The organism is Neobacillus fumarioli NBRC 102428, assembly GCF_001591485.1.
In the GTDB taxonomy this organism is placed as follows: domain Bacteria; phylum Bacillota; class Bacilli; order Bacillales; family Cytobacillaceae; genus Neobacillus; species Neobacillus fumarioli.
This window is the reverse complement of the sequence record NZ_BCUZ01000143.1, coordinates 1-6,568: the sequence shown is the minus strand read 5'-3', so window position 1 is coordinate 6,568 and position 6,568 is coordinate 1. Positions and strand designations below refer to the sequence as shown.

The 6,568-nt window shown below is 38.4% G+C and carries 10 protein-coding genes; 3 read left to right on the top strand and 7 right to left on the bottom strand.

Annotated elements, in window-relative coordinates; translation table 11 throughout:
• Positions 1–23: 23 nt before the first annotated feature.
• Positions 24–479 carry a pyridoxamine 5'-phosphate oxidase family protein gene (locus tag BFU02S_RS14130; protein ID WP_066371902.1) on the bottom strand — a complete coding sequence of 152 codons (456 nt, stop codon included), beginning with the start codon at positions 477–479 and terminating at the stop codon, positions 24–26.
• Between the two features lie 163 nt (positions 480–642).
• On the opposite strand from BFU02S_RS14130, the gene BFU02S_RS14125 reads away from it, so the two are divergent.
• Entirely contained in the window at positions 643–843 is a 201-nt protein-coding gene (locus tag BFU02S_RS14125) for a YlaI family protein (protein ID WP_066371900.1), read from the top strand.
• A gap of 43 nt (positions 844–886) precedes the next feature.
• On the opposite strand, the gene BFU02S_RS14120 is transcribed toward BFU02S_RS14125, so the two are convergent.
• The 3 genes from BFU02S_RS14120 to typA form a co-directional block, all read right to left on the bottom strand.
• On the bottom strand, positions 887–1,171 hold the full coding sequence (locus BFU02S_RS14120; RefSeq protein WP_066371897.1) for a hypothetical protein: 285 nt from the start codon (positions 1,169–1,171) through the stop codon (positions 887–889).
• Between the two features lie 14 nt (positions 1,172–1,185).
• A complete protein-coding gene (locus tag BFU02S_RS14115) occupies positions 1,186–1,485 on the bottom strand; it encodes a YlaH-like family protein (RefSeq protein WP_235842079.1) in 300 nt (99 codons plus the stop codon).
• 61 nt (positions 1,486–1,546) lie between these two features.
• Positions 1,547–3,385 (bottom strand): translational GTPase TypA, encoded by a 1,839-nt coding sequence (gene typA / locus BFU02S_RS14110; RefSeq protein ID WP_066371896.1) that lies wholly within the window; start codon positions 3,383–3,385, stop codon positions 1,547–1,549.
• 160 nt (positions 3,386–3,545) lie between these two features.
• Between typA and BFU02S_RS14105 the strand changes: the two genes are divergently transcribed.
• On the top strand, positions 3,546–3,731 hold the full coding sequence (locus BFU02S_RS14105) for a YlaF family protein (protein WP_066371895.1): 186 nt from the start codon (positions 3,546–3,548) through the stop codon (positions 3,729–3,731).
• Between the two features lie 208 nt (positions 3,732–3,939).
• On the opposite strand, the gene BFU02S_RS14100 is transcribed toward BFU02S_RS14105, so the two are convergent.
• Together BFU02S_RS14100 and BFU02S_RS14095 are read right to left on the bottom strand one after the other, a co-directional pair.
• Positions 3,940–4,737 carry an inositol monophosphatase family protein gene (locus tag BFU02S_RS14100; RefSeq protein WP_066371889.1) on the bottom strand — a complete coding sequence of 266 codons (798 nt, stop codon included), beginning with the start codon at positions 4,735–4,737 and terminating at the stop codon, positions 3,940–3,942.
• Between the two features lie 244 nt (positions 4,738–4,981).
• On the bottom strand, positions 4,982–5,176 hold the full coding sequence (locus BFU02S_RS14095) for a YkzI domain-containing protein (RefSeq protein ID WP_066371886.1): 195 nt from the start codon (positions 5,174–5,176) through the stop codon (positions 4,982–4,984).
• Between the two features lie 201 nt (positions 5,177–5,377).
• Between BFU02S_RS14095 and BFU02S_RS14090 the strand changes: the two genes are divergently transcribed.
• Positions 5,378–6,007, top strand: coding sequence for a YktB family protein (locus BFU02S_RS14090; protein ID WP_066371883.1), 630 nt, complete (start codon positions 5,378–5,380; stop codon positions 6,005–6,007).
• Positions 6,008–6,268: 261 nt separating this feature from the next.
• Here BFU02S_RS14090 and BFU02S_RS14085 read toward each other — a convergent pair whose 3' ends face one another.
• Positions 6,269–6,544, bottom strand: a complete 276-nt coding sequence (locus BFU02S_RS14085; RefSeq protein ID WP_066371904.1) for a UPF0223 family protein — start codon at positions 6,542–6,544, stop codon at positions 6,269–6,271.
• Positions 6,545–6,568 lie beyond the last annotated feature (24 nt).

Sequence of the window (6,568 nt, the reverse complement as noted above, 5' to 3'; positions counted from 1 at the left end):
CAGCCCCTTTTTTTCATGAACATTTATGAATTTCTTAATGCTTCCATTACTTGTCTATCTAGTTTTTCGGCTGCCCTTTTATCATAGGTTTTGTCATACTGTACCTCGGTTACGATTTTAGAACCATAAAACATAACATCCCTTACTTCTTTTATATCCACCTTTACCAATGCTAGTTTTAGCGGCACATCCGGCAATCTTTCCTCTAATATATAAGCTTCTCCTTGTATGGAGTAAGTCGATTCATTTGCGATTAGTGTAATAACAACCAAATTCTTATTTTTAATATTCTCCAGAATTCTTGAACGATTATCTACTGCAAAATAAATCGTACTTTCATCCTTTGCCAACACCCATGAAATTGCACTGACATTAGGGCCTCCCGTTTCATAGTCAATGGTAGCCAGCGTGACAAATCTCTCCTTCTGAAGTTCATCATATAAAGGCTTAATTAGTTTCGGTTCAACTGCATTTACCATCTTAATGTCCCCTTTATGATTTATTTCCAAATAAAAAACAGTTATTTTAATATTACTACTATCCCCGTTTCTTCATCAAATAAATACAATGGTCACCTGCAAGCCATTCGTCTGCTATAATATAAGTATTCAGATTCGATAAATGAAATGAAGAGGTGCCTTCATGAGAGTAAAATGTGTTATTTGTGATAAAATTGAAACTTTGGATGACGAATCACTTATTGCCAAGCGGCTGCGAAATCGTCCGATTCATACATATATGTGCCAAGAATGCAATGAGAGGATCGCTGCAAGAACACACGAAAGAATTGCTACAGGCAATTTTCGGTTTTACCGAACAAGACATGATCAAGATGAATGGTAAAAAAACCACAAGTTCATTAGAACTTGTGGTTTTTCTTTATTCTTCAAGGATAATTTACGTATTTTTCCGGCTCTTTGTTAATTTGATTTAACATAATCTCAATTAATTCCCGGGGAAATCGGGCTTTCTTCCTCTCTCCATTTTGAACATAGGAAAGATTATACATCTCATCATCTTTCGTGATGTCTATTTGATTCACGTGAAATTCAGATATCAATATTTCATCAAAGTGTTTTAGTGTTTCATTTGCCGCGGTGTCATCGGGACGAGCATCAACGACAACCTTAATGGTGAGCCAATTATATAACGCATCCTGCACAGATTTCATTTGAAAACCCCCGCCTATTTTGCTTCTGTCCTATGCTTTTTCGATTGGTGCAAACGAATCTTATAAATACCTAAGACAACTGCAGCCACCAATAATCCTTCGGCAATCGGCAGCCCATAAGAAAATAATAATAAAATTAAACAGCCAACGACGAGGCAAAAGTAAATAATAACATTCTTTAAAAGAGGCAATTTTTTGGCAAATCCTAATCTGTACACAATAATTGACAGTATGACAATAAAAATATATTGCAATAAAACCCCTGTTTCAATATCGCTTTTTGTGATTGGAGAATTCCCGGCAGAAAGCTCAATGAAAAACCTCAAACTTGGGGAGAAGGATTTCAACTCGCCCACAGCATGCACCCCACGTTCATTAACTCATTTCGGCATATTTTTTCTTTTTGGCTAATCGTTCACGTTCATTTTTATCAAGAATTTTTTTCCTTAGGCGGATGGATTTCGGCGTTACTTCACAATATTCATCTTCATTTAAATACTCCAACGCCTCCTCTAACGACATAATACGCGGCTTTTTAATCACTGATGTCTGGTCTTTTGTGGCGGAGCGGACATTTGTCTGCTGCTTAACCTTTGTGATATTCACCGTTAGATCATTTTCCCTGGTGTGCTCTCCGACAATCATTCCCTCATAAATTTCCGTTCCAGGTTCAACGAAAATAGTGCCCCGGTCTTCTACTTGCATTATACCATAAGTGGAAGCTTTTCCAGTTTCCATTGACACGAGAACGCCTTGGCGCCTTCCGCCGACCTGTCCCGGAGCCATCGGCTGATAGCTGTCAAAAGAATGGTTAATAATTCCGTATCCTCGTGTAAGGGTTAAAAATTCGGTTGTATAGCCGATTAAGCCTCTTGCAGGAACATTAAAAATCAACCGTACTTGACCATTGCCATTATTAATCATATCCAAAAGTTCACCTTTGCGGGCACCAAGGGATTCCATAATCGCCCCTGTATGCTCTTCCGGTACATCAATTTGCACTCTTTCGATCGGCTCACAGCGGACGCCATCGATTTCTTTTACAATTACTTCCGGTTTTGATACTTGAAGTTCGTATCCTTCACGGCGCATATTTTCAATTAAGATAGAAAGATGGAGTTCCCCACGACCGGAAACAATCCAGGCATCCGGTGAATCAGTATTTTCTACTCGCAAACTTACATCGGTTTGCAACTGTGCCATAAGTCTCTCTTCGATTTTTCTTGCAGTTAAATATTTTCCTTCACGGCCAGCAAACGGGCTATTATTTACAGCAAATGTCATTTGTAATGTTGGTTCATCAATCCGTAAAACCGGCAGTGCTTCCTGATGATCAATTGGACAAACTGTCTCACCGACATTTATATCCTCCATCCCGGAAACAGCTACTAAATCTCCGGCTTTTGCTTCTTGTACTTCCTCGCGCTTTAAGCCGAAAAAGCCGAAAATTTTTGTCACACGGAATTGTTTCACAGAGCCATCAAGTTTCATTAAAGCAACTTGCTGCCCGACCTTCATTGTACCGCGAAATACTCGGCCAATTCCAATTCTTCCAACATATTCATTATAATCAAGCAGGGCAACCTGAAATTGCAGCGGTTCATCACTGTTATCTGCGGGCGCTGGAATATGTTCAATAATCGCCTCATATAAGCATTGCATATTGTCATCCTGCTTATTGGGATCCAGGCTTGCTGTACCATTAATCGCCGATGCATAGATAACTGGGAATTCTAATTGATCTTCATTTGCATCAAGTTCAATAAATAAATCAATCACTTCATCGACGACTTCCTTAGGACGGGCAAAATCACGGTCAATTTTATTGACTACTACAATGGGTGTTAAATTTTGCTCTAATGCTTTTTTCAATACAAAGCGTGTTTGCGGCATACACCCTTCATAAGCATCAACGACAAGCAAAACACCATCCACCATTTTCATGATTCGTTCCACTTCTCCACCAAAGTCAGCATGTCCAGGTGTATCTAAAATATTAATTCTCGTATCTTTATATTGAATTGCTGTATTCTTTGCCAGGATCGTAATCCCGCGTTCTCTTTCCAAATCATTTGAATCCATGGCACGTTCTTCTACATGCTCGTTTGAACGAAATATACCTGATTGCCGTAATAATTGATCGACCAATGTAGTTTTTCCGTGGTCTACATGGGCAATAATTGCTATGTTTCGAATATCATTTCTAAATTTCAAAAAAATTCCACTCCTGACTATATTCAATATATAAATATAACTTATTTATAGTTTCTTATTCGCAACTAAAATATTATACCATATTAATGGTGGAAACTTAAATGGATTTTATGTAAAATAAAAGGGTAACATAATGAATGTTAAATAAGGGGTTTTTTATATGAACCGAGTAAAATGGCCAATGCTTATATATGCTATTCTGGCTGCAGCAAGTATTATCGGGATCGGCGTAGCAATTGCTGAAAAAAGCTTCTTAGGAGTACTTGGATGCATTGCTGCCGTCATCATCATAATGGGGCTGGGATTTTCAACGAAAAAGAAAATGCGCGAACGAGGACAGTTGTAAGAAAAGCGCGGGGCGCCTTGGTCAGCCTGCCTGCTTCTCCGAATAATCCTCCTAGTAGGATGTGACGAGCTGAACATAAGCTTCTTCGAATAAGCTATGGCTTATGAACACATAACGAGGGAATAGGCCGCTTGCGCTGGACAATTCTCGAAGTCAAAATTTATACTTGCTTTACTTGTAAAAAAAGAAGCCTAACGGGCTTCTTTTTTCACCATTTACCATCTTTTAAATAATCATGCAGAATCGTTTGGTGCAGGCCAGGCCTTGCAACTAACAGTGAATCTTTTGAAAGGTAATCAAGCTTCTCCCCTCTTAAATTAGTTACGATTCCTCCGAGTTCCTCTACGATAACGGCACCGCCGGCGACATCCCAAGGAGATAATCTCAAGGAAATATAAGCATCCATTCTTCCGGCAGCGATATATACCAATTCCAATGCCGCACTGCCATATGATCTTGTCCCCCTTGCATCGCGGGCCAAAGGAATCAGCAAATGATGATCAATGCTTCGGTTTTCCATCACCCATGTCGCATTTAAGGCTATTATGGAATCTTTCACTTCTCTATTATGTAAAGCCGGGATTTTTTTGTCATTTAAGAAAGCACCATGTCCTTTAATCGCATGATATAATTCATCATGAACAACATCATAAACGAGCCCGATTTTGCCAACCCCATTTTCATACACTCCAAGAGAAATAGCAAAATTTCGTTGCTGATGAACAAAATTCATCGTGCCGTCAATCGGGTCAATTAGCCATACAATCCCATCAAGGTTCTCTAGCTGATCTCCTAAACCTTCTTCGCCCATAATTTTATGCTCGGGATAGACAGCCCGAATTTTATCAATAAAAAATTGTTCGGTCTCTTTATCGATATTCGTGACAAGATCATTCCGATTTGATTTCGTTTGAATATTTAATGTCTTATCAAAGGATAATCGAATGTTTTCTCCTGCTTCTTTCACCCATTGCACTGCATGGGAATAAATAAGTTCCCAATTCATAGCTTTCCTCCACTGAAAATAATGAAATCCTGACAATTAACGTATGTAGTATTAATCATACACAATAAATGAATGTACTTATAGATTAAACAAAATGATGTTGTTTGGCAACTTTTAGCAATAAGGGAGTGAATAGCTACTCAATAATAAACGAACCCCCCTTCCCTGTTTGGAGTTCGTTTAATAATACAATCTTTCCTGCACCATTCCGACTTGTTACTCCTTGAAAAAAGTTGAATGATCCTTACAATGCTTTAAGCCTTATTAATTCCAGACGAATTTTTTCCAGCTTTTGTTTGCACTCTTTTACTTTTTTCTCATTCTTTTCTTCAATTGCTTCAAATAATACCGCTAATTCATAATCCATTTCCAATCTTAATACCGCTGTTCTTTCTTTCTCGCGGGCTTTTTTAAGTGAAGTATTCATTAATTGTTTCATCGTTCTCCTCCCCTTCCTAATCATTTGCCAATTTTCTCAATCACCATTTTTTTATTATTCAAATAATTGTTTTACTTTATCTTATGAGCCATCTTGTCATATTGGAACAAATATGTGCTTTCACCTAGAAGGCAGGATGTTTTTTCAATTTCATACGGTATGCTACAATATATAACAAAAACGTGTAAGAGGGATGGAAAAATGGATTTTAAAGGTTTTACAAAAGATGATTTCGATACCTTTTTAATAGAAGGCCTTGAACCAAGAATGGAAGCGATCAAAGGTGTGGTTCGTCCCAAATTGGAGAGCCTGGGGGCTATTTTTGCACCAACATTAACCGCTATAACCGGTGATGAAATGTTTTTTCATGTTGCTAAACATGCTAGAAGAACGACAAATGCGCCAAATGATACTTGGGTGGCATTTGCCAGCAATCCCCGAGGATACAAAATGCTGTCTCATTTTCAAATCGGCTTATGGCATACTCATTTATTCATTTGGTTTGCGATAATTTATGAGGCACCGAACAAAGTTGAAATCGGAGCAAGATTTGCGGACTCTGTAAACAAAATTTATAACGAAATCCCAAAAGATTTTGTTTGGTCACTGGATCATACAAAACCAGAAAGCATTCAACATGAAACGATGAGTAAAAATGATTTGCTTGCTCATTTTGAACGATTACAAACAATAAAGAAAGCTGAAATCTTATGCGGGCTTTCGATTAGCCGCGAAGAAGCTATCAAATTAGATACAAATAAATTATTGGAGAAAATCAAGTATGCATTTACAAAAACAGCTCCATTGTACAAATTAGCTGTTCACGGATAAGAAAAGCACAAGCGCCTTGGTCAGCCTGCCTCCTTCTCCAATAATCCTTCCTTGTTGGCATGCGACGAGCTGAACATACGCTTCTTCGAATAAGCTTTGGCGCAGGAGCAAGGTATGCGACGAGCTGAACATACGCTTCTTCGAATAAGCTTCGGCGCAGGAGCACATAACGACGGGCTAGGCGCTTGCGCTAGTCAATTTTCAAAGTCAAAATTTCTTTACTTTTAAAAAAAGCTCCCGGATTATCTCCGGGAGCTATTCTTATTTATTCATAACAATCCGATCGCCAGATGATGCTTCTTTTACTTTTTTCATTGTCCGATAAGAGGAATATCCGCTGATGGCTTCAAATTCGCCACAAAGTGTCTTTTCCTCATGCTTACTGGGAACAATTTCTTTAAAGCGACGGTAATGCCTTAATAGTTCATCACGTTCAATTCCCGTTTCATAAGCTTTCTCAACCGCTTCAAAAAATTTAATGACATCAATAATTTCCTCAGTTGACCAGCTGTAATCAATCGGGTATTGGTATTCCATAATTTCACCCTCTAACATCTTGAC